This is a genomic window from Kineococcus rubinsiae (assembly GCF_011839805.1).
Lineage (GTDB): Bacteria > Actinomycetota > Actinomycetes > Actinomycetales > Kineococcaceae > Kineococcus > Kineococcus rubinsiae.
Map to the genome: position 1 here is coordinate 13,387 of NZ_VWPY01000050.1, position 18,533 is coordinate 31,919.

Sequence of the window (18,533 nt, forward strand, 5' to 3'; positions counted from 1 at the left end):
CGGCTCAGGCCCGCAGCCACCAGAGGTCGGCGCCGCGCGTGCGCGTGGGGATCCGGTACAGGCTCGTCGAGGCCGCGACGAACAGCTCCGACCCGTCGGCCCCGCCGAAGCACAGGTTGGCGACGACCTCGCCGACCACGAGGTCGAGCAGGCGCGTCCCGTCCGGGGTGAAGACGCTGATCGCGTCGCCGTTGGAGGTCCAGACGTTGCCGTCGACGTCGACCCGGAAGCCGTCGGCCAGGCCGCGGTCCATCTCCGCGAAGACCCGCCCGTTCTTCACGACGGGACCCGACGGCACCTCACCGGGGCCGCGCCCGCCGTGCGTGCCGGTCAGCACGTCGTAGACCCGGATCAGGCGGTGCGACCCGCCGACCGGCACCGGGGCGGCGGAGGTGTCGGCGACGTAGAGCAGCGACTCGTCGGGGGAGAAGGCCAGCCCGTTGGGCTCCTCCACGTCGGTGACCACGGGCCGCAGCTCCGTCGTGACCGGGTCGTAGCGGAAGACCCAGTTGTCGCCGTACTCCCGGAAGCCCTCGTGCCCCTCGACCTCGACCGTGATGCCGTAGGCGGGGTCGGTGAACCAGATCGCGCCGTCGGCCGCGACGACGACGTCGTTGGGGGAGTTGAACCGCTTGCCCGCGTAGGAGCCCACCAGGACGGTCGTGCTGCCGTCGTGCTCGGTGCGCTCGACCGCGCGGCGCCCGTGCGAGCAGGCGATGACGCGGCCCTCGTGGTCCAGGGTCCGGCCGTTGGTGAACTCGACGCCGTCGCGGTGCACGCGCAGCCCGCCGGCCGCGTCCCAGCGCATGATCCGGTCGCCCGGGATGTCGCTGTAGAGCAGGGCGTCCAGCGCGGGCACCCACACGGGGCCCTCGGCCCAGGTGGTCCCGGTGCCCAGCTGCTCGAGCACGGCGCCCGGGTCCAGGAGCGCGGCGGCGCGCGGGTCGAGCAGCTGCGGTGTGCCGGGGGTGGGGGTGGTGCTCACGGGGCTGCTCCTGGGTCGGACGGCGGTGTCGGCCGAACGGTAGCGCCGCCGCTGCGGGCGGCTCCCGGCGCCGCGCGCGACACGCGGGCGGCGGGAGCTCCCCGTCGAACGCTTGTACGGATATCCTCGTGGGGTCCACAGGGGCGCCGAGGCTCCCGTCGTGCACACGTCCCGCTCTCCGCGGGGTCCGTGTCGGAGGCGGGTCCTAACGTTCCTGAGGTCGGACGCACCGACGACACGCCAGGCCCATCCCCGTCCGGGGAGCCGGCCGCCCCAACACCTGAGGTGAGGACATGCCCGCTCCTGCGGACCGCGAGAAGGCCCTCGACGCCGCTCTGCTGAACATCGACAAGGCGTTCGGCAAGGGCTCGGTCATGCGGCTCGGCGACGAAGTTCGCCCGCCCATCGAAGTCATCCCCACCGGCTCCATCGCCCTCGACATCGCGCTCGGCATCGGTGGCCTGCCCCGCGGTCGCGTCGTGGAGATCTACGGCCCGGAGTCCTCCGGCAAGACGACCGTGGCCCTGCACGCCGTGGCCAGCGTCCAGCGCGCGGGCGGCATCGCCGCCTTCATCGACGCCGAGCACGCCCTGGACCCGGACTACGCGAAGAAGCTGGGCGTCGACACCGACGCGCTGCTCGTCTCCCAGCCCGACACGGGGGAGCAGGCGCTCGAGATCGCCGACATGCTGATCCGCTCCGGTGCGCTCGACGTCATCGTCATCGACTCGGTGGCCGCGCTCGTGCCGCGCGCCGAGATCGAGGGCGAGATGGGCGACAGCCACGTCGGCCTGCAGGCCCGGCTCATGTCGCAGGCGCTCCGCAAGATCACCGGTGCGCTGAGCAACTCCGGCACGACCGCCATCTTCATCAACCAGCTGCGCGAGAAGATCGGCGTCATGTTCGGCTCGCCCGAGACGACCACGGGTGGCAAGGCGCTGAAGTTCTACTCCTCCGTGCGCCTGGACGTCCGCCGCATCGAGACCCTGAAGGACGGGACGGTGCCGATCGGCAACCGCACCCGCGTGAAGGTCGTCAAGAACAAGGTGAGCCCGCCGTTCAAGCAGGCGGAGTTCGACATCATCTACGGCCTCGGGATCTCCCGCGAGGGTGGCCTCATCGACCTCGGCGTCGAGCACGGCTTCGTCCGCAAGGCCGGCGCCTGGTACACGTACGAGGGCGACCAGCTGGGTCAGGGCAAGGAGAACGCCCGCGCCTTCCTGCGCGACAACCCCGATCTCGGTGACGAGATCGAGAAGCGCATCAAGGAGAAGCTCGGCATCGGCGCCCGCCTCGACGCCCCGGCTGAGGCCGCGGCCGAGGAGAAGGTCGACTTCTGAGCCGACGGGAGCGCGGCGGTCCGGCTCCGGAGGCGACGAGGGCCCCGGAGCAGGACCCGCACGAGGTGGCGCGAGCCGTCGCGCTGCGGCAGCTGGCGATGGCTCCCCGCAGCCGCGCTCAGCTGGCCGAGAAGATGGCGGCCAAGGACGTCCCCGGGCCGGTCTCGGACGCGGTCCTCGACCGTCTCGAGGAGGTCGGCCTCGTCGACGACGCCGCGTTCGCGGGGGCGCTCGTGCGCACCCGGCAGCGCTCGCGGGGGCTCGCGCGGCGCGCCCTCGCGCAGGAGCTGCGGACCAAGGGCGTCGACGACGACACGGCTGCGGAGGCGCTGGCCCAGGTCACCGACGCCTCCGAGCAGGCCGCGGCCCGCGAGGTGCTCCGGCGGCCCCTCGCGGCCACCCGCGGCATGGACCCGGCCCGTCGTCAGCGTCGCCTGACGGGCGCGCTGGCCCGTCGCGGGTACTCCGCCGGTCTGGCGTTCCGCCTGGTGCGGGAGGCGCTCGACCTCGAGGTCACGGGCGAACCGCTCGACGACTGACGCGTCCCGGACCGGGTGCGGCGGCGCCGGAGCGCAGGTCCGTCGCGGTGGGACCGGGGCCCGGTTGGGCCCTAGGCCCCGCCCGGAGGTGCCTGTCGGGAGCCGAAGCCGAAGAGGGCCGGTGGGCGCCCCGTCGCCGGGCGACGGAGACTGATGCCATGCGCTTCCTCGACGTCGACGGTCTCGGCCCGGTCAGCCGCGTGGGTCTCGGCACCTGGCAGTTCGGCTCCCGGGAGTGGGGCTACGGGCAGGAGTACGAGTCCGGGACCGCGCACGCGATCGTCCGCCGGGCCCGCGAGCTCCGCGTCACCCTCTTCGACACCGCCGAGGTCTACGGCACGGGACGCAGCGAGCGGATCCTCAGCGCCGCGCTCGGCGACGAGCGGGGTGACGTCGTGGTCGCGAGCAAGGTGTTCCCCGTCGCGCCGCTGCCGGCCGTGGTGCATGCCCGCGCCCACGGCAGCGCCCGCCGGCTGCGGCTGGCCCGCATCCCGCTCTACCAGGTGCACCAGGCCAACCCGCTGTTCCCTGACACGGTGATCATGCCGGGGATGCGGCGGCTGCTGGACGAGCGGCGCATCGGCGCCGTCGGCGTCTCGAACTACTCCCTGGCCCGCTGGCGCAAGGCCGACGCGGCCCTGGGGCAGCCGGTCGTGAGCAACCAGGTGCAGTTCTCCCTGGCCCACCCCGGCCCGCTGGAGGACCTCGTGCCCTTCGCCCAGCGCGAGGACCGCATCGTCATGGCCTGGTCGCCGCTGGCCCAGGGCTTCCTCGGCGGCCGGTACGACGCCGACCACCGCCCGGGCGGGATGCGCGCCCTCAACCCCCTCTTCTCGGCCGAGAACCTCCGCCGCGGCGCCTCGCTGCTCGACGCGGTCCGCGAGGTCGCGGCCGCGCACGACGCGAAGCCCGCCCAGGTGGCGCTGGCGTGGCTGCTCGGCCTGCCGCGGGTGGTCGTCATCCCCGGCGCCTCGAGCGTCGAGCAGCTGGAGTTCAACGTGGCCGCCGCCGAGCTCGACCTCGCCGCGGACGAGCAGGCGGCGCTCACCGCCGCGGCGCGGGCGTTCCGGCCGGTCGGCGCGGGCCGGACGTTCGCCGACGCCCTGCGCGCGCGGGTCTCGCCGCGGTCGGGGAGCTGAGCCGCGGGCTCAGACCGCGCCGCTGCCCACCTGCTCGGGCATCCCCGGCATGGCGGCCGTGCGCGTCGTCCGGCTCGTCGTGGACAACCGCCGCTCCAGCAGCTTCGCGGCGCCCGCGACGATCGAGTTCGTCGCGATGTAGACGGCCGCGATGACCAGGGTGGCGGGCACGAGGTTGAAGTACTGCGTGCCGAGGCCGGTGCCCCAGCGCAGCAGCTCGGAGTAGCCGAGGATGTAGATCAGCGCCGTGTCCTTGAGGATGACGACGACCTGCGCGAGCAGCGACGGCAGCATCGAGCGCAGGGCCTGCGGCAGCAGGATCGTCCAGGTCACCTGGCCCGCCGACAGCCCGATGGCCAGGCCGGCCTCGCGCTGGCCGGTGGGCAGGGCCCGCACCCCGGCGCGGAGGATCTCCGCGATGATCGCGCCGTTGTACAGGGTGAGCCCCAGGACGCCGCACCAGAACACGGGGATCGCGCCCTTGGCGCCGTAGAAGAACCAGAACATCATCAGCAGCACGGGCGGGGCGCGCAGGAACTGCACGAGCACCGTCGCCGGCAGGGACAGCGCCCGCACCGTCGACAGCCGCAGCGCCGCCAGCACCGCGCCGAGCACGACCGACAGCACGATGGCGACCAGGGCGATCTTCATCGTCGCCCACCACGCGCGCAGCAGGGCGCGCTGGATGTCGGTGTAGGAGAAGACACTCCACTTGGCGCCGGTCAGCTGCATGGCCGACTGCAGTCGCCACACGACGAAGGCGACGACGCCGACGACGATCGCCAGGCCGACGACGCTCAGGACGCGGTTCAGCGCCCGGGCGCGGGGCCCGGGGGCGTCGTAGAGGACGCTGGTCACACCGTCACCGCCGCTCGCTCGAGGAGGGCGATCACCACGGAGACCACGGCGACCAGCAGGACGTAGGCGACCGTGATGCCCAGGAGGATCGCGATCACGGCGTTCCCGTTCTGCTCGATGAGGTTGCGCATGGCGGAGATCAGCTCGTAGTTGCTCGCGGCCGAGGCGATCGAGGTGTTCTTCAGCATGGCGATGAGGACGCTGCCCAGCGGCGGGATGACGGCCTTCACGGCCTGCGGCAGCACCACCAGCGACAGGACCTGGCCGAAGGGCAGCCCGATCGCGCGGGCCGCCTCCGCCTGCCCCACGGGCACCGTGTTGATCCCCGAGCGGATCGCCTCGCACACGAAGCAGGACGTGTAGGCCACCAGCGCGAGGATCGCGTAGATCCGGAACTGCGTCCCGACCGCGTCGGTGAAGGTGATCCGCAGGATGGGCAGGCCGAGCACGCAGAACACCATGATCAGCGTCAGCGGCGTGTTGCGGACCAGGTTGACGTAGGCGGTCCCGGCGGCCCGCATCGCGGCGCTGGGCGCCACCCGCAGCACCGCGAGCAGCGTGCCGAAGACCAGGGAACCCGCGGTGGCCCAGAGGAACAGCACCACCGTTCCCCACACCCCGCGCCCGAAGGTGTCGAGGTTGTCGACGATGACCTGCACGTCGTCTCCTGTCGTGGTCCGTGCGCTGGGGAAGGGGCGCACGCGGGGGACTGCGGACGGTCCTGCTGCCGGCGGCGCGTGCCGTCGGCGGGGAACTGCTGGGGACATCGACTGCTGAGGGCGGCCACCGCGTCGTTGAGGTGACCGCCCGGTCGGGGGGACCGCTCAGTAGCGGTCGACGGTGGGCGGCTCGGGGTCGGTCCCGCTGCCCCCCAGGGTGAAGTCGTACGCCTTCTTCCAGTCGCCGTCGGAGACCGCGGCCTCGATGGCGTCGTTGAGGGCGTTGCGCAGCGCGGTGTCGCCCTTGGCGAGACCGATGCCGTAGGGCTCCTCGCTGAACGGCGCGCCGACGACCTTCAGCACGTCGGGCTGCTGCGCCGCGTACCCGCGCAGGATCGCGTCGTCGGTGGTGACGGCGTCGACGGACCCGGAGGTGAGCTGCTCGACGCACTTGGAGTAGGTGTCGAAGGTGACGAGGGTGGCCTCGGGGTGCTCGTCGCGGATGCGGGTCGCGGGCGTGGAGCCCTCGACCGAGCAGACCTTCTTGCCCGACAGCGCGTCGACGCCGGTGATGCTCGTGTCGTCCTTCGCCACCAGGAGGTCCTGCCCGGCGATGTAGTACGGCCCGGCGAAGTCCACGACGGCCTTGCGCTTGTCGTTGATCGTGTACGAGGCGACGACGAGGTCGACGGTGCCCTGCTGCAGGAAGGGCTCGCGGTTGGCGGACACGGTCTCCGTGTACTCGATCGCGTCGGGCGCGAAGCCCAGCTTCGCGGCCATGAGCTTCGCGATCTCGATGTCGAAGCCGGCGTACTGCCCCGACGCCGCGTCCTTGAGGCCGATGCCGGGCTGGTCCGCCTTCACGCCGATCCGGACCTTGCCGGCGGCCTTGATCTTGTCGAAGGTCGGGCTGCCGGTGATGGCGACGTCGCTCGCGACGGCGTAGCTGGGGGCCGCGTCGCCGCTGGCGGACCCGCCGCCGCCCGTCCCGGTGGTGGGGGAGCCCTCGTTGCCGCAGGCGGCCAGGGTCAGGGCGGCCACGAAGACCGTGGCGGTGAGGGTCGTCCGGGTGCGCGTCATGCGGGGTCCTCCTGAGGTTCGGTCGTGCGGGGCGCGGCCGTCTCGCCGCGGGGAGTACGGGTGCGTCAGTGGGTGAGGATCTTGGACAGGAAGTCCTTCGACCGCTCGTGCGTGGGGGCCGTGAAGAAGGTCTCGGGCTCGGCGTCCTCGAGGATCTCGCCGTCGGCCATGAAGACGACGCGGTCGGCGGCGCGGCGCGCGAACCCCATCTCGTGGGTGACGACGACCATGGTCATGCCGTCCTTGGCGAGACCCGTCATGACGTCGAGGACCTCGTTGATCATCTCGGGGTCCAGCGCGGAGGTCGGCTCGTCGAAGAGCATGACCTTGGGGTCCATGGCGAGCGCCCGCGCGATCGCGACGCGCTGCTGCTGCCCGCCCGAGAGCTGGGCGGGGTACTTGTCGGCCTGCGAGGCGACGCCCACGCGCTCGAGGAGGGCGTCGGCGCGCTCCTTCGCCTGCTTGGCGGGGACCCCGCGGACCTTGACGGGACCCAGGGTGACGTTCTCGCGCACCGTCTTGTGCGCGAAGAGGTTGAACGACTGGAACACCATGCCGACGTCCGCCCGCAGCTGCGCGAGCTCCTTGCCCTCAGCCGGCAGGTCCGCCCCGTCGATGGTGATGCGGCCGCCGTCGATCGTCTCGAGCCGGTTGATCGTGCGGCACAGCGTGGACTTGCCGGAGCCGGAGGGGCCGATGACGACGACGACCTCGCCGTGGGCGATGGTCAGGTCCACGGACTTGAGGACGTGCAGCGCCCCGAAGTGCTTGTCGACGCCCTCCAGGACGACGAGCGGGCGCCGCCCCGACGGGCTCGCGCCGGCGTGGGTGGACCGCTGCTGGTCACTCATGGGGCCAGAACGTACAGGCCCTTCGCAGGTTGACCAGGTAATGGCCGCGGCGCCGTGCAGATCGTGATCCGAGCGTGACGTGCGGGCGGTGACCTACCCTTGACCGTGATGAGCACGCCGACCGTCCCCACCGCCTCGCGAGACCTCGCCGCGACCCCCGCCACCGCCGGCGCCCCGGGAGGTCAGGCGCCGCCGCGCACCTACCAGGTGCGGACCTTCGGGTGCCAGATGAACGTCCACGACTCCGAGCGCCTGTCGGGCCTGCTGGAGGACGCGGGCTACGTCCGCTTCGACGAGGTCCCCGGCCCGGAGGGGACGGCCTCGCCGGTGCCCGCGGAGCCCGACGTCGTCGTGTTCAACACGTGCGCCGTGCGCGAGAACGCGGACAACAAGCTCTACGGCAACCTCGGCCACCTCGCGCCCGTCAAGGAGCGCCGGCCGGGCATGCAGATCGCGGTCGGCGGCTGCCTCGCGCAGAAGGACCGCGGTGAGATCGTCCGCAAGGCGCCGTGGGTCGACGTCGTCTTCGGCACCCACAACGTGGGGTCCCTGCCGACGCTGCTGGAGCGCGCCCGGCACAACGCCGAGGCGCAGGTCGAGATCCTCGAGTCGCTGGAGGTCTTCCCCTCCACGCTGCCCACCCGGCGCGAGTCGCCCTACGCGGCGTGGGTCAGCATCAGCGTGGGCTGCAACAACTCCTGCACCTTCTGCATCGTGCCGAGCCTGCGCGGCAAGGAGAAGGACCGTCGCCCGGGCGACGTGCTCGCCGAGATCGAGGCGCTGGTGGGCGAGGGCGTCCTCGAGGTGACGCTGCTCGGGCAGAACGTCAACACCTACGGCGTCGAGTTCGGCGACAAGCTCGCGTTCGGCAAGCTGCTGCGCGCCACGGGCGGCATCGAGGGCCTCGAGCGCGTCCGGTTCACGAGCCCCCACCCGTCGAGCTTCACCGACGACGTCGTGGACGCCATGGCGGAGACGGCGAACGTCATGCCCAGCCTGCACATGCCGCTGCAGTCCGGCTCCGACCGCGTGCTGCGCGCGATGCGGCGCTCCTACCGCCGCAGCCGCTTCCTCGGGATCATCGACCGCGTGCGCGCCGGCATCCCGGACGCCGCGATCACCACCGACATCATCGTCGGGTTCCCCGGGGAGACGGAGGAGGACTTCCAGCAGACGCTGGAGGTCGTCGCCGAGGCCCGCTTCGCGAGCGCCTTCACGTTCCAGTACTCCCCGCGCCCCGGCACGCCCGCGGCGACGATGGGCGACCAGGTGCCCAAGGAGGTCGTGCAGGAGCGCTACGTGCGCCTCACGGCCCTGCAGGACGAGATCGCCTACGCCGAGAACCGCGCGCTGACGGGCCGCACGCTCGACGTCCTCGTCGCCGAGGGGGAGGGGCGCAAGGACGCGGCGACGCAGCGCCTCTCGGGCCGGGCCCCCGACAACCGCCTCGTGCACTTCAGCGTGCCCGCGGGCGCGCCGGTGCCGCGCCCGGGCGACGTGGCGACCGTGACGATCACCCGCGGGGCCCCGCACTACCTCGAGGCCGACGACACGACGGCGTACGCCCTGCGGCGCACGCGCGCCGGTGACGCCTGGCTGGCGCGGCAGGCGTCGCCGGAACCCGCCGCCGCGGCGGGTCCCCGGCCCGTGACGCTGGGCCTGCCGACCCTGCGGACCCGCTGAGGCGGGACCGCAGGGCGCCGGGACGGACCGCCTAGAGCGGGATCGGGCCCGGCGACGGCTCGGGCGCCGGTGCGGGCTCGGGGCCCGGCTCGGGCACGAGCGGCTCACCCGGGCGGCCCGGGGCGGGCACCGGCGAGGGCGGCTCGGGCGAGGACGGCGGCGTCGTCGGGATGGTCACCGCGGACCCGTCATGGGCGTGCCGTCGGAGGCGACCCCGCCGGTCATGGGGGTGCCGGGGTCGGTCGTGGGGGTCGCGGACGCCGTCGCGCCGGTGACCTTCCCGACGCCGGTGTGCGCGGCGCCCGCGGCCTTGGCGACCGTGTCGGCGTACTTGCCGTCGGTCTTCTCGTTGACGAAGGTGGCGGCCTTGTCCAGCGCACCGGTCGCGGTGCCCTTGTGCTCGGCGGCGAAGGCCCCGGCCTTGGTGACGGCCTCCTCGGCCGCCTTCTTCAGGTAGTCGAGCGTTCCCACGGTGATCTCCTCCTGCTGACTGCTGGCCTGCTCTGGCGTTCCAGAGGGTGCCCCACTGTCTGCCACGATGCCGCGGTGGGCCACTCGACATGCGATCACCGGCCGTTCGTGGTGGCGGTCGTCGGCCCCACGGCGTCGGGCAAGTCCGACGTGGGGGTCGCCCTCGCGCACCGCCTCGCCGGCGGGGCCGAGGTCGTCAACGCCGACGCGATGCAGCTGTACCGCGGGATGGACGTGGGGACCGCCAAGCTGACGCCCGCCGAGCGGCGCGGCGTGCCGCACCACCTCCTCGACGTCCTCGACGTGAGCGAGGCGGCGGACGTGGCGGGCTACCAGCAGCAGGCCCGCGCGGCCTTCACGGCCGTCGAGGGGCGCGGGCGGACGCCGCTGCTCGTCGGCGGGTCCGGGCTGTACGTGCGCGCCGCGCTGGACGACCTGCGCTTCCCCGGCACCGACCCGGCCGTGCGCGCCCGCTTCGAGGCGGAGCTCGCCGAGCGCGGCGCCGTCGCCTTGCACGCCCTCCTGGCCGAGCGGGACCCGGAGGCGGCGGCGCGGATCCTGCCGTCCAACGGCCGCCGGACCGTGCGCGCGCTGGAGGTCGGGGAGCTCACCGGGCAGCCGTTCGCCGCGTCGCTGCCCGAGCCGCGCTACGTCCGGCCCGCCCTGCAGGTCGGCCTCGCCGTGCCGCGCGAGCAGCTCGACGCCCGCATCGACGCCCGCGTGCGGCGCATGTGGGACGCGGGCCTCGTCGAGGAGGTGCGGCGGCTGGCGGAGCAGGGGCTGCGGGAGGGGCTCACCGCCTCGCGCGCGCTCGGCTACGCGCAGGTCCTCGCGGCCCTGGACGGCGACGGCACCCTCGAGGAGGCCGCGGAGGCCACGGCGCGCCTGACCCGCCGCTTCGCCCGCAAGCAGGAGTCGTGGTTCCGCCGCGACCCCCGGGTGCACTGGCTCCCCGCCCCCGACGGCAGCGACCCGGACGCCCTCGCGGCGGCCGTCGAGGAGCTGCTGGACGCCCAGGAGCGCGCCGTAGGCTCCCCCGCGTGAGCACCGAGACCGCCGGCACCGTCCCGTCGTCCTCCCGCGAGGCGGCCCCGGCCCCCGACGCGCCCGTGGGGGTGGGCGCCCTGCCCTTCACCAAGGGCCACGGGACCGAGAACGACTTCGTCCTCGTCACCGACCCCGACGGCGCCTGGACCCCCACGGCGGAGGAGGTGGCCCGCATCTGCGACCGCCGCGCCGGCATCGGGGCCGACGGCCTGATCCGCGTGGTGCGCAGCGCCGCCCTGCCCGAGGGCGCCGACGTCGCCGCCGAGGCCGAGTGGTTCATGGACTACCGCAACGGCGACGGCTCCCTGGCCGAGATGTGCGGCAACGGGGTCCGGGTCTTCGCCGAGCTGCTGCTGAGCGAGGGCTTCCTGCCCGCCGAGGCGGGCGACGGTCGCTGGTTCGGCGTCGGGACCCGGGCGGGCGTCAAGCGCCTGCGCCGCGAGCCCGACGGCCGCTGGACCGCCGACATGGGCGCGTGGCGGCTCACGGGCGGCGAGCAGGCGCTCGCCGACGGCTCCGACGCGCTGGTCGCGGTCGTGGGCCTGGGCGTCGTGCGCCCCGCCCTGTCGCTGGACCTGGGCAACCCGCACACGGTCGTGGCGCTGGCCGAGCCCGCCGAGCTGGAGCAGGCCGACCTCACGGTGGCCCCCGAGGTCGACCCCGTCCCGCCGCACGGCACCAACGTCGAGCTCGTCGTCCCGCTGCTCGGCGTCGACGTGACGGGTGACGCGGTGGCCGACATCGGCGACGTCCGGATGCGCGTGCACGAGCGCGGTTCGGGGGAGACCCGCTCGTGCGGGACGGGCGCGTGCGCGGCGGCGCTCGCGGTGCGGGCCTGGGCCGGCGCCGGCGGGCCCGACGTCTACCGCGTCGAGGTGCCGGGCGGGGACCTCGTGGTGTCCGTCGCCGAGGGCTCGAGCCTCGTGGCCGGGACCGTCTGGCTGACCGGCCCCGCGGTCCTCGTCGCGCAGGGCACGATCGGCGAGACCCTCCTGGCGGCCCCGGCGGGGAGCGCGCTCAGCGCCTCGTGAGGGTCAGCACCCGGAAGCCGCGGGCGGTGAGGGTGCGCTCGACGTCGACGTCGGGCACCCCGCCGTCGGCGATCCAGGCGTGCAGGGAGTCCGCGCCGAGGTTCTTCTGCACGACGAGGTGCGCCTGCCCGCCCGGCAGCAGCCTGGTGCACCAGCGCTGCAGCAGCGCGTGCAGCGCGGGCTTGCCCACGCGGATCGGCGGGTTGGACCAGATCTCGGCGAAGCGCAGGTCCGCGGGGACGTCGTCGGGCAGCGCCGCCCGCACGTCGAGCCGCAGGGCCTCGGCGTTGCGGCGGACGAGGTCCAGGGCCCGCTCGTTGACGTCCACGGCCCACACGGTGCGCTTCGGCTGGGCCAGGCCGAGGCTCAGCGCGATCGGCCCCCACCCGCAGCCGAGGTCCAGGACGTCACCCTCCGCCTCGTCGTCGGGCTCCACGAGGGGCAGCAGCACCCCCGTGCCCCGGTCCACGCGGTCGCCGCTGAACACCCCGCGGGCGGTCGTGACGACCAGCTCGCGCTCCGCCAGGGTGACGTGCAGCTCCCGGCGCTCGTCGGCCGTCGCGGGCCGGGCCGTGAAGTAGTGCTCGCCGTCCGTCGTGCTCACGCGGACAGGGTAGGTGGCCCGCGCGGGCCCCGCGGTCCGTGGACCTCGGGGGCTGTGGACGGGCGCGCCGGGCGGCCGCCACGCTGAAATAGCGTCGCCGTCGCGATCGTTGACTGAGACGCTGGGTCACGACGTCAGCAGCACCGTCCGGTGCGGTCGCGTCCCGGTACCGACCGAGGAGGTCCATGAACAAGCGCTACAGCCGAGCGTCCGCGGAGGCCCAGCAGGCCGCCGAGGAGCAGCGGAGCTCCGACGCTCGCAGCGCCGCGCAGGAGCCGGGCGCCGTCCCGGCGGCCGAGCCCGAGCGCGTCTCGGACGCCGAGTTCGACCGCGCACTCGCGCGCATCCTGTCCGGGCACGTCGAGGCCGACGCACCCGCGACCCAGGAGCGCTCCGCGTTCGACGGCGACCAGCTCGACCTCGCCGACCGCCGCGCCCTGCGCCGGGCCGCGGGCCTGTCGACCGAGCTCACCGACGTCACCGAGGTCGAGTACCGGCAGCTGCGCCTCGAGCGCGTCGTGCTGGCGGGGGTCTGGTCCTCGGCCGACTCCACCCACGCCGAGGCGGAGGTCTCCCTCCAGGAGCTCTCCGCGCTGGCGGCCACGGCGGGCTCCGACGTGCTCGCCGGCGTCCTGCAGCGGCGGGCCACGCCCGACCCGGCCACCTACCTGGGGGCCGGCAAGGCGGCGGCGCTCGCCGACCTGGTGGCGGAGGAGGGCGCCGACACGGTCATCTGCGACGGCGAGCTCTCCGCGTCCCAGCGCCGCGGGCTGGAGGACATCGTCAAGGTCAAGGTCGTCGACCGCACGGCCGTGATCCTCGACATCTTCGCCCAGCACGCCAAGAGCCGGGAGGGCAAGGCGCAGGTCGAGCTCGCGCAGCTCGAGTACCTGCTGCCGCGCCTGCGCGGCTGGGGCGAGTCGATGTCCCGGCAGGCCGGTGGCCGCGTGGCCGCCGGTGCGGGGATCGGCTCGCGCGGTCCCGGTGAGACGAAGATCGAGCTGGACCGCCGTCGCATCCGCACGCGGATGGCGAAGCTGCGCCGCGAGATCACGGGCATGAAGACCGCCCGCGACGAGAAGCGCTCGGTCCGCCTGACCCGCTCGATCCCGTCCGTGGCCATCACGGGCTACACCAACGCGGGCAAGTCGTCCCTGCTCAACCGCCTGACCGGGGCGGGGGTCCTCGTCGAGGACGCCCTCTTCGCCACCCTGGACCCGACGGTGCGCAAGGCGCTCACGCCCGAGAACCGGCCGTACACGCTGACCGACACGGTCGGCTTCGTCCGCTCGCTGCCGCACCAGCTCGTCGAGGCGTTCCGCTCCACGCTGGAGGAGGTGGCCGAGGCCGACCTCGTCCTGCACGTGGTCGACGGGTCCCACCCCGACCCGGAGGGGCAGCTCGCCGCCGTGCGCGCCGTCCTCGCCGACGTCGACGCGCAGGACGTCCCCGAGCTGGTGGCCATCAACAAGGCCGACGCCGCCGACCCGGAGGTGCTGCAGCGCCTGCTGCGGCGCGAGCGCGGCTCGATCGCCGTCTCGGCCCGCACGGGCCAGGGCGTCGAGGAGCTGCGGGCCCTCGTGGCCGGCCGGCTGCCGGTCCCGGACGTCGAGCTCGACGTGTGCGTGCCCTACGAGCGCGGTGACCTGGTGCACCGCGCCCACACCACGGGGCAGGTCCTGACCGAGGAGCACACCGACGCGGGGACGCGCATGCGCGTCCGGGTCCGGCCGCGGCTCGCCGCGGACCTGGACCCCTTCCGCGCCGCGACCGCCTGACGCGCGCGACGGTGGGGACGGCCGGGTCCGGTGGACGACGTCCGCGCCGGGTCCTGATCTCGGGGACGATGGAGGCGTGAGCACCACGACCACGCCCGACGGCCCCGCGACGGGGGAGGAGGTCGGCAGCCGCGAGGCGGCCGACCTCCTCGGCGTCGTGGTGGAGGCCCTCGGCGGCGAGCGCCGCGAGGGCCAGGAGCGGATGGCCCAGGAGGTCACCGACGCGGTCCGCACCCACCGGCACCTGCTGGTGCAGGCGGGCACGGGCACCGGCAAGTCCTTGGCCTACCTCGTCCCGGCCGTGGCCCACGCCGTGACGACGGGCAAGACCGTGGTCGTGACCACGGCGACGCTCGCGCTGCAGGCCCAGGTCGTCGACCGCGACCTGCCGCGCGTCGCGGAGGCCCTCACGCCGCTGGTGCACCGCGCGCCGACGTGGGAGCTGCTCAAGGGGCGCGCGAACTACCTGTGCCGCAACAAGCTCGACGGCGGCTTCCCCGCCGACGAGGGGGCGCTGTTCGACGTCGGCGCCCCGACCTCGGACTCCGGGGCGGACACGGGCCGGCTCGGCCGCGACGTCGTCCGCCTGCGGGAGTGGGCCGAGACGACGGAGACGGGCGACCGCGACGAGCTCGACCCCGGCGTGAGCGACCGCGCCTGGCGGCAGCTCTCGGTGTCCGCGCGCGAGTGCCTGGGCGCGCAGCGCTGCCCCGTCGCGGCGGAGTGCTTCTCGGAGCGCGTGCGCGCCCGGGCCCGCACGGTCGACGTCGTCGTCACCAACCACGCCATCACGGCCATCGACGCGCTCGAGGGCGGCCAGCTGCTGCCCGAGCACGACGTGCTCGTGGTCGACGAGGCCCACGAGCTCGCCGACCGCGTCACCGCGGTCGCCACGGCCGAGCTGTCCGCCGCCGTCCTGCACGCCGCCTCGCGCCGGCTGCGGCGCTCCGCGGGCATCGTGGCCGACGCCCTCGACGACGCGACCGTGGCCCTGGAGGCCGCGCTGGACGACGCGGCCCCGGGCCGCCTCGACCGCTGGCCCGAGCCCCTGCGCCTGGCGGTCACCAGCGTGCGCGACGCCTCGCGCACGGCCCTGACCGACCTCAAGGACGCCACCGAGGGCGCGCTGAAGGAGGAGGACCCCGAGAACCGCGGGGCCCGCCAGCTCGCCCGCGCGGCCCTGCAGGAGGTCTTCTCCGTCGCCGACCGCCTCAGCGACGACTCCGACCACGACGTCGCCTGGGTGACGGCCGGCGGCCCCGGGGCCGCGGCGCGGGCGCCCTCGGTGCACGTGGCACCCCTGTCGGTGGCCGGGCTGCTGCGCGAGCGCGTCTTCTCCGAGCGCGTCGTCGTGGCCACGTCCGCGACCCTCGCGGTCGGCGGGTCCTTCGACGCCGTCGCGGGCGCCTTCGGGCTGCGCACGTCGGCGGGGAACAAGGCGCCGTGGACGGGTGTCGACGTCGGCAGCCCCTTCGACTACCCGCGCCAGGGCATCCTCTACGTCGCCCGCCACCTGCCCCCGCCGGGGCGCAGCGGAGCCTCCGAGGCCGTGTTCGAGGAGCTCGCCGCCCTGGTGGACGCGGCCGGCGGCCGCACGCTGGGCCTGTTCAGCTCCCGCCGCGGGGCGGAGGAGGCGGCCGAGGAGGTGCGCCGCCGCACCGGGCGCACCGTGCTGTGCCAGGGCGACGACCGCCTGCCCAAGCTCGTGCGCACCTTCGCGGCCGACCCGGGGACGTCCCTGTTCGGGACGATGTCGCTGTGGCAGGGCGTCGACGTGCCGGGGGAGTCCTGCCAGCTGGTGGTCATCGACCGCATCCCGTTCCCCCGCCCCGACGACCCGCTGATGTCCGCGCGGGCCAAGGCCGTCGACGCCGCGGGCGGCAACGGCTTCCTCACCGTCTCCGCCGCGCACGCCGCCGTCCGCCTCGCGCAGGGTGCGGGCCGCCTGATCCGCGCCACGGGCGACCGCGGGGTCGTCGCGGTGCTGGACGCCCGCCTGGCCACGGCGCGCTACGGCGGCTTCCTGCGCGACACGCTGCCGGACTTCTGGCCCACCACCTCACCCGAGGTCGCCCGGGAGGCGCTGCGCCGGCTCGCACAGACCCCACCGGCCCCCTGACGGGCACGAGGAGTGGGTGGACGTGACGCAGAGCTGCGCGGCGACGGGGTGAACTTCGCCGGGGACCGGCAGACGCCCGCCCGGCCGGGGTGCCATGCTCCGGACGTGGGCACCATCGGCTTCCTGCACACCGCGGACGCGCACGTCCGCGCCTTCCGCACGATCCTCGCCGAGCGCGACCCGCGCCTGCGCGAGGCGCACCTGGTCGACACGGGGCTGCTGACCGCGGCCCGCCGCGACGGCGTCGAGGCCGTCAGCGCCTCCGTCGAGGACCGGTTGCGGCGGCTGCTGCGCGACGGCGCGGACGTCGTCGTGTGCACCTGCTCGACGATCGGCGCGCAGGCCGAGGCCGTGGGGCGCGCCGCGGGGATCCCCGTGCTGCGCGTGGACCGGCCGATGGCCGAGGCGGCCGTGCGGGCCGGGCGCCGCATCGCCGTGGTCAACTCCCTCGACGAGGCGGCCGCGACCGTCCACCCGCTGCTGCGCGAGTGCGCCGCCGAGTTCGGCCGCGACGTCGAGCTCGTCGACGTCGAGTGCAACGACACGTGGTCCTCGTTCGAGGACGGGGACCTGCTGACCTACGCGACGGGCGTGGCCGACGCCGTGCGCCGGGCCGTGCTCGGCAGCCGCGAGCGGGTGGACGTCGTCGTCCTGGCCCAGGCGAGCATGGTCGGGGCCGCCCCGCTGCTGCGCGACCTGTCCGTGCCCGTCCTGACCACCCCGCGCCTCGCGGTCGAGAGCGCCGTCGAGCTGGTGGTCGGCGCGGCGATCTGAGCCCGGCCGGCCGGCCCATCGGCCGACCGAGGGAGGTGGCGCGGCCACCACCGCGCCGGCGCCGCCCGCGCAGGGGCGGCGTCCGGGCGAGGTGGAGGGGCTCAGAGGCTGCGCAGGACGGCGGTGACGCGGCCGAGCACCGTCGCCTCGTCGCCGTCGATGGGGTCGTAGACGGGGTTGCGCGGCAGCAGCTTGACGTGACCGTCCTTGCGCTGCAGCACCTTCACGGTCGCCTCGCCGTCGATCATGGCCGCGACCACGTCGCCGTTCTCGGCGGTCGGCTGCTGGCGCACGACGACCCAGTCCCCGTCGCAGATGGCCGCGTCGACCATCGAGTCCCCGACCACCCGCAGCATGAAGTGCTGCCCGGCACCGACGAGCTGGGCCGGCAGCGGGAAGACGTCCTCGACGAGCTGCTCGGCGAGGATCGGCCCACCGGCGGCGATGCGCCCGACCAGCGGCACCCACGTCGGCGAGGGCCGGTCGTCGGCGCCCGAGGGGTCGTCGGCGGTGACCACGCCGATGGCGGAGGCCGGCACGGCCGCGGGCGGCGCGACGACCTCGAGCGTGCGCGGACGGCGCGGGTCCTTGCGCAGCAGGCCCATGCGCTCCAGCGCCTTCACCTGGTGGGCCACGCTGCTCGGGCTCGTCAGGCCGACCGCGGTGCCGATCTCGCGCATGCTGGGCGGGTACCCGCGGCGCTCGACGGCGTCCCGGATGCACTCCAGCACCAGGCGCTGGCGCGGCGTCAGTCCCGCCGCGTCGAGCGGCCCGTCCGGCAGCTGGTGCACCGACGCCCGCCCCCCGGCGCCTGCGGTGTCGTCCACTCCTGCGGCCACGTCCCACTCCTTCGTCCTCGAGCTCCTCGTCCCAGGTCCGTTCCAGGGCCCGGAGTCCACGCACCACGCTAGCCAGTCGCGGTGCGGAAGATCAAACACCTGTTCGAACGTGTCGCGGTCTTCCCTCGCCGGAGCGGGGCGCGGTGCCTACCCTCGAGGCATGTGCCGGAACATCCGCCAGCTGCACAACTTCGCCCCGCCCGCGTCGGGGGAGGAGGTGCACGCCGCCGCCCTGCAGTACGTGCGGAAGGTGTCCGGCTCCACCGCTCCCTCGCAGCGCAACGCCGAGGCCTTCGACCGGGCGGTCGCCGCCGTCGCGCTCGCGACGGAGGAGCTCCTGGCCTCCCTCGTGACCACCGCGGCGCCCCGCGACCGCGAGGTCGAGGCGGCCCGGGCGCGCGAGCGCTCGGCCCGCCGGTTCGCCTGAGGCGGTCCCGGCACGACGCCGGCCCCGCTCGCGGAGGGGTCGTGTCGTACCCGGGTGGCAGCCTCCGGCACGTCGCCCCGTCAGGAATGCGGGGTTGACCACCACCGCTGCACAGGTGGTACAACTGCGGAGTCGGATCGAACACCCGTTCGAACCGGCGCCCCGAGCTGGAGGTCTCTGCACGTGAGCGCCACCGCCCTCGCCCCACTGTCCCTCGTCCCGCGGCCCCGCCCGGGCTGCCGCCCCGCCGTGCCGCGCGAGGCCCGCGCGCTACGCCTGGTCCCGCCGCCCGCCGCGGCCCCGCTGCGC

The 18,533-nt window shown here is 74.7% G+C and carries 18 protein-coding genes; 10 read left to right on the plus strand and 8 right to left on the minus strand.

Annotated elements, in window-relative coordinates; translation table 11 throughout:
* Nucleotides 1–4: 4 nt before the first annotated feature.
* Complete coding sequence (locus tag F1544_RS18450) at nt 5–985, minus strand: SMP-30/gluconolactonase/LRE family protein (RefSeq protein WP_308470171.1); 981 nt, start codon at nt 983–985, stop codon at nt 5–7.
* Between the two features lie 293 nt (nt 986–1,278).
* Between F1544_RS18450 and recA the strand changes: the two genes are divergently transcribed.
* The 3 genes from recA (at nt 1,279) to F1544_RS18465 (ending at nt 4,003) form a co-directional block, all read left to right on the plus strand.
* A complete protein-coding gene (recA, locus tag F1544_RS18455; protein ID WP_167587588.1) occupies nt 1,279–2,325 on the plus strand; it encodes a recombinase RecA in 1,047 nt (348 codons plus the stop codon).
* Nucleotides 2,326–2,390: 65 nt separating this feature from the next.
* The gene (locus F1544_RS18460) at nt 2,391–2,864 is read left to right on the plus strand and encodes a regulatory protein RecX (RefSeq protein ID WP_308470172.1); all 474 of its coding nucleotides are present in this window, start codon (nt 2,391–2,393) and stop codon (nt 2,862–2,864) included.
* Between the two features lie 158 nt (nt 2,865–3,022).
* The gene (locus F1544_RS18465; protein WP_167587589.1) at nt 3,023–4,003 is read left to right on the plus strand and encodes an aldo/keto reductase; all 981 of its coding nucleotides are present in this window, start codon (nt 3,023–3,025) and stop codon (nt 4,001–4,003) included.
* A gap of 9 nt (nt 4,004–4,012) precedes the next feature.
* Here the strand turns inward: F1544_RS18465 and F1544_RS18470 are convergent, their stop codons facing one another.
* The 4 genes from F1544_RS18470 to F1544_RS18485 form a co-directional block, all read right to left on the minus strand.
* Nucleotides 4,013–4,861 (minus strand): amino acid ABC transporter permease, encoded by an 849-nt coding sequence (locus F1544_RS18470; protein WP_167587590.1) that lies wholly within the window; start codon nt 4,859–4,861, stop codon nt 4,013–4,015.
* On the minus strand, nt 4,858–5,520 hold the full coding sequence (locus F1544_RS18475) for an amino acid ABC transporter permease (protein ID WP_167587591.1): 663 nt from the start codon (nt 5,518–5,520) through the stop codon (nt 4,858–4,860). Before F1544_RS18475 ends, F1544_RS18470 begins: the two co-directional genes overlap by 4 nt.
* Before the next feature lie 165 nt (nt 5,521–5,685).
* Nucleotides 5,686–6,600 carry a glutamate ABC transporter substrate-binding protein gene (locus tag F1544_RS18480; RefSeq protein ID WP_167587592.1) on the minus strand — a complete coding sequence of 305 codons (915 nt, stop codon included), beginning with the start codon at nt 6,598–6,600 and terminating at the stop codon, nt 5,686–5,688.
* Between the two features lie 65 nt (nt 6,601–6,665).
* Complete coding sequence (locus F1544_RS18485; RefSeq protein WP_167587593.1) at nt 6,666–7,451, minus strand: amino acid ABC transporter ATP-binding protein; 786 nt, start codon at nt 7,449–7,451, stop codon at nt 6,666–6,668.
* 108 nt (nt 7,452–7,559) lie between these two features.
* Here F1544_RS18485 and miaB point away from each other — a divergent pair, with 108 nt between their 5' ends.
* Nucleotides 7,560–9,134: a tRNA (N6-isopentenyl adenosine(37)-C2)-methylthiotransferase MiaB gene (miaB, locus tag F1544_RS18490; protein ID WP_167587594.1), complete on the plus strand. Its 1,575-nt coding sequence runs from the start codon at nt 7,560–7,562 to the stop codon at nt 9,132–9,134.
* Between the two features lie 174 nt (nt 9,135–9,308).
* Here the strand turns inward: miaB and F1544_RS18495 are convergent, their stop codons facing one another.
* The gene (locus F1544_RS18495) at nt 9,309–9,605 is read right to left on the minus strand and encodes an antitoxin (RefSeq protein WP_167587595.1); all 297 of its coding nucleotides are present in this window, start codon (nt 9,603–9,605) and stop codon (nt 9,309–9,311) included.
* A gap of 108 nt (nt 9,606–9,713) precedes the next feature.
* On the opposite strand from F1544_RS18495, the gene miaA reads away from it, so the two are divergent.
* Together miaA and dapF are read left to right on the plus strand one after the other, a co-directional pair.
* Nucleotides 9,714–10,649, plus strand: coding sequence for a tRNA (adenosine(37)-N6)-dimethylallyltransferase MiaA (gene miaA, locus F1544_RS18500; RefSeq protein WP_167587596.1), 936 nt, complete (start codon nt 9,714–9,716; stop codon nt 10,647–10,649).
* Complete coding sequence (gene dapF, locus F1544_RS18505) at nt 10,646–11,683, plus strand: diaminopimelate epimerase (protein WP_308470173.1); 1,038 nt, start codon at nt 10,646–10,648, stop codon at nt 11,681–11,683. The genes miaA and dapF overlap by 4 nt, the downstream gene beginning before the upstream one ends.
* Here the strand turns inward: dapF and F1544_RS18510 are convergent.
* The gene (locus F1544_RS18510; RefSeq protein WP_167587597.1) at nt 11,670–12,287 is read right to left on the minus strand and encodes a class I SAM-dependent methyltransferase; all 618 of its coding nucleotides are present in this window, start codon (nt 12,285–12,287) and stop codon (nt 11,670–11,672) included. The genes dapF and F1544_RS18510 overlap by 14 nt on opposite strands.
* Nucleotides 12,288–12,472: 185 nt before the next feature.
* On the opposite strand from F1544_RS18510, the gene hflX reads away from it, so the two are divergent.
* The 3 genes from hflX (at nt 12,473) to F1544_RS18525 (ending at nt 16,958) form a co-directional block, all read left to right on the plus strand.
* Nucleotides 12,473–14,065 carry a GTPase HflX gene (hflX, locus tag F1544_RS18515; protein WP_208972167.1) on the plus strand — a complete coding sequence of 531 codons (1,593 nt, stop codon included), beginning with the start codon at nt 12,473–12,475 and terminating at the stop codon, nt 14,063–14,065.
* A 76-nt stretch (nt 14,066–14,141) separates the two neighbouring features.
* Nucleotides 14,142–16,184 carry an ATP-dependent DNA helicase gene (locus F1544_RS18520; protein WP_308470174.1) on the plus strand — a complete coding sequence of 681 codons (2,043 nt, stop codon included), beginning with the start codon at nt 14,142–14,144 and terminating at the stop codon, nt 16,182–16,184.
* 105 nt (nt 16,185–16,289) lie between these two features.
* Nucleotides 16,290–16,958 (plus strand): aspartate/glutamate racemase family protein, encoded by a 669-nt coding sequence (locus tag F1544_RS18525; RefSeq protein WP_167587598.1) that lies wholly within the window; start codon nt 16,290–16,292, stop codon nt 16,956–16,958.
* A 101-nt stretch (nt 16,959–17,059) separates the two neighbouring features.
* Here the strand turns inward: F1544_RS18525 and lexA are convergent, their stop codons facing one another.
* Entirely contained in the window at nt 17,060–17,797 is a 738-nt protein-coding gene (gene lexA / locus F1544_RS18530; protein ID WP_167587599.1) for a transcriptional repressor LexA, read from the minus strand.
* Between the two features lie 160 nt (nt 17,798–17,957).
* Here lexA and F1544_RS18535 point away from each other — a divergent pair, with 160 nt between their 5' ends.
* Nucleotides 17,958–18,224 carry a DUF2277 domain-containing protein gene (locus tag F1544_RS18535; RefSeq protein WP_167587600.1) on the plus strand — a complete coding sequence of 89 codons (267 nt, stop codon included), beginning with the start codon at nt 17,958–17,960 and terminating at the stop codon, nt 18,222–18,224.
* Nucleotides 18,225–18,533: the final 309 nt, after the last annotated feature.

Excerpts from the sequence above, each read along its gene's own strand:
- recA (WP_167587588.1), top strand. The coding sequence starts at position 1,279 with ATGCCCGCTCCTGCGGACCGCGAGAAGGCCCTCGACGCCGCTCTGCTG.
- F1544_RS18465 (WP_167587589.1), top strand. The coding sequence starts at position 3,023 with ATGCGCTTCCTCGACGTCGACGGTCTCGGCCCGGTCAGCCGCGTGGGT.
- F1544_RS18480 (WP_167587592.1), bottom strand. The coding sequence starts at position 6,600 with ATGACGCGCACCCGGACGACCCTCACCGCCACGGTCTTCGTGGCCGCC.
- F1544_RS18485 (WP_167587593.1), bottom strand. The coding sequence starts at position 7,451 with ATGAGTGACCAGCAGCGGTCCACCCACGCCGGCGCGAGCCCGTCGGGG.
- miaB (WP_167587594.1), top strand. The coding sequence starts at position 7,560 with ATGAGCACGCCGACCGTCCCCACCGCCTCGCGAGACCTCGCCGCGACC.
- hflX (WP_208972167.1), top strand. The coding sequence starts at position 12,473 with ATGAACAAGCGCTACAGCCGAGCGTCCGCGGAGGCCCAGCAGGCCGCC.
- F1544_RS18535 (WP_167587600.1), top strand. The coding sequence starts at position 17,958 with ATGTGCCGGAACATCCGCCAGCTGCACAACTTCGCCCCGCCCGCGTCG.